Source organism: Salinimicrobium profundisediminis (assembly GCF_026241755.1).
Lineage (GTDB): Bacteria > Bacteroidota > Bacteroidia > Flavobacteriales > Flavobacteriaceae > Salinimicrobium > Salinimicrobium profundisediminis.
In genome coordinates this window covers 1-2,305 of the sequence record NZ_JAPJDA010000071.1, presented here as the reverse complement: position 1 = coordinate 2,305, position 2,305 = coordinate 1, and the positions used below count along the sequence as shown (strand labels likewise).

The window sequence follows — 2,305 nt, the reverse complement described above, 5'->3', positions numbered from 1 at the left end:
ACAACCAGCAAAGAACCGGTTCAGTCAACAGGGCGTTCATGTTGGGCCGTACCGGCCACACGAACGCTTAGTTATTGTGGCAAGTTTTATTCGTTACCCATTATTTTAGAAGGATCTATTTTTCTTTTAAGGTTGGGGTCGTATCGGAAATCCATATTCATTAAGACCAAATAAATAATAGGAGCTTTATAGACCTCATTTTTAAAGTCCTTTTGATCTATTTCCTTAAATAATTCCTCTATCTGATCTTCTTGGTAATAACCATTATCCATTAACTCTTTTACAAGTTTTCCCTGGCGGTAAATCAAATGATCTTCTTTCAGTTGTTGGCTTTTATAAACCTTGTAAGGACACTGGTTTAAAACTCCATCTACTATTACAAATAGATTATAATTGAATCCATATTTGTCGGTTAATGCTTGTAGCTGATTATATGCTTTAATTCCATTTTCCGAACTTAAAGAATCAATACTTTTCAAAAGTTTTAAATATTCCTCTTTTCTGTTATTGGCTATTAGTCCGTTGGTCAATAAGATTTTCTCCGCTTCTAATGAAAATTCAAAAAAGTCAAATTCTGGTTTTCCTGTATATTCTTTAATGTTATGATTTACCTTTTCATTTATACAATCCCTTAATGCCAATTCGGGTGTTGAGTTTTGTCCGTTACAAGAGATAGATACAGTTGCAATGGCAATTGGTAATAGGAGTTTTGATAGAAATTTGTTCATTTTCAATATTGTAAAGCTCTCTTTTAAATTTGCCACAACGTCCCGGTTAACGCAAGTGCGGATTGGGGAATGGAATTGATCTTTTAATTCTATTTTTAAAGGTATTCGAAAATGCCATTTTTGACGTGTCAGCCGTATTTGTGTTAACCGTTGTTAGCTCCTGTATTTTTTGTTCGGATTAATAATCCTGGACGAGAACTTCTGTCGGAATATGTAGAGTAGTATTTAATTTTCTTACCATTTCGAGAGTTAGTTTTCTTTTCTTACTCAAAATTTCGCTCACCCTACTTTTGAATCCAAAAACCTCTGCAAGATCTTTTTGTTTCATACCCATTTGTTCCATTCTAAATTTTATGGCTTCTATCGGATCAGGCATTCCAATTGGAAAATTCTCATTTTCATAATTGTCAATGAGAATTGCTAAAATTTCTAATTCATCTCCTTCTTCAGTTCCTCTTTTTGCATCAAAAATCTCATCAATTCTTTGAAGAGCATTTTGATAATCTTCTTCGTTTCTAATCGGTTTTATTCTCATCTTATTAAATATTGTTAGCGTCTATTTTATCATATTCTGCGTGAGTTCCAACAAATCTTACGTAGCAGATTTGATATTCAAAATTGAACTTTACAATTAATCTATAGGAGTTACCCTTTATGTTGAAAACGATTCTGTTTTCCTGTAAAATGCTTGCACTCGGATAATCTTTCTTTAAATCGTTTATATTATTCCAATTTGTTTTCTCAGTTTCTCGATACCAGGACTTTAATTGTTGTTCACTGTCAGCGTGTTTTAACCAAACATCACGTAAAGTTCGTTTCGCAATAATTCTCACATCAAATTATTTTAAAACAAAGATAAATTAAATTCCCAAATTGGTAACTAAGATTTTGTAAAAATATTGGAGCTAACGTCTCGTATAAAAACAGTGCGGCGATTGCCAGCGATGATTTTCCGCAGGAAAATCAGACGCAGCAAGTACGCACAGACTTTCGATTCAAGACAAGTTTTAGCATTGTTTTTATATGTTGTTGCCCAAAGTTTAGTTCACCATTTTCCTGAACTTAAACCCACATCCTTCGATACAAGTTAGATATGTTGGGTTCGTAACGAGCAAACCATTATCAAAAATATATTCCTCAACAAATACTCCTTCTGGAGCTTCAATACCGGTTGTAAATCCGTCGCAACCGAAGTCCAGAATCAAAAGATTGGATTCTGTAGAAAACGTTCCTGAAGTGCATTCATCAAATCGTGTTGAATAGAAGTCCCCGTTTTGCAAAAATGTGTAAGTATAACCATCTTCTACTTCATTCCAATTTCCGGGACCAGCTCCTGAATTTGCATAGGTCTGTACCAATTGCCAAGTGCCTATTAAAGAATCTTTTTCTTTTACTTCCTCATCATCGTCACTACAACTAATAAAAGACACTCCTAGAATGATGTAAAATGCAATTTTTTTAAGAATCTTCATAATTTAAATTTTCGAGTTGAACTTTTTAATTCTGACTAACGTCAAATTAGTTGGTTGGAACTAAAGTTGGTGAAAACCCCAGATCCTCTGGTTTGAGTTCCAATT

At 33.7% G+C, this 2,305-nt stretch carries 4 protein-coding genes; all 4 read right to left on the bottom strand.

All coding sequences use genetic code 11. From position 1 onward, the window contains the following. Positions 1–86: 86 nt before the first annotated feature. The 4 genes from OQ279_RS17505 to OQ279_RS17490 all read right to left on the bottom strand — a co-directional run bounded on the left by OQ279_RS17505 (position 87) and on the right by OQ279_RS17490 (position 2,200). Positions 87–764: a hypothetical protein gene (locus OQ279_RS17505; protein ID WP_266071343.1), complete on the bottom strand. Its 678-nt coding sequence runs from the start codon at positions 762–764 to the stop codon at positions 87–89. A 142-nt stretch (positions 765–906) separates the two neighbouring features. Next, positions 907–1,263 carry a helix-turn-helix domain-containing protein gene (locus tag OQ279_RS17500; protein WP_266071342.1) on the bottom strand — a complete coding sequence of 119 codons (357 nt, stop codon included), beginning with the start codon at positions 1,261–1,263 and terminating at the stop codon, positions 907–909. 4 nt (positions 1,264–1,267) lie between these two features. Next, complete coding sequence (locus OQ279_RS17495) at positions 1,268–1,561, bottom strand: type II toxin-antitoxin system HigB family toxin (RefSeq protein ID WP_266071341.1); 294 nt, start codon at positions 1,559–1,561, stop codon at positions 1,268–1,270. Between the two features lie 207 nt (positions 1,562–1,768). Further along, positions 1,769–2,200: a lipocalin family protein gene (locus OQ279_RS17490; protein WP_266071340.1), complete on the bottom strand. Its 432-nt coding sequence runs from the start codon at positions 2,198–2,200 to the stop codon at positions 1,769–1,771. Positions 2,201–2,305: the final 105 nt, after the last annotated feature.

Bases quoted from the DNA above. Each gene is read 5' to 3' on its own strand.
- OQ279_RS17500 (WP_266071342.1), bottom strand. From the start codon at position 1,263: ATGAGAATAAAACCGATTAGAAACGAAGAAGATTATCAAAATGCTCTT.
- OQ279_RS17490 (WP_266071340.1), bottom strand. From the start codon at position 2,200: ATGAAGATTCTTAAAAAAATTGCATTTTACATCATTCTAGGAGTGTCT.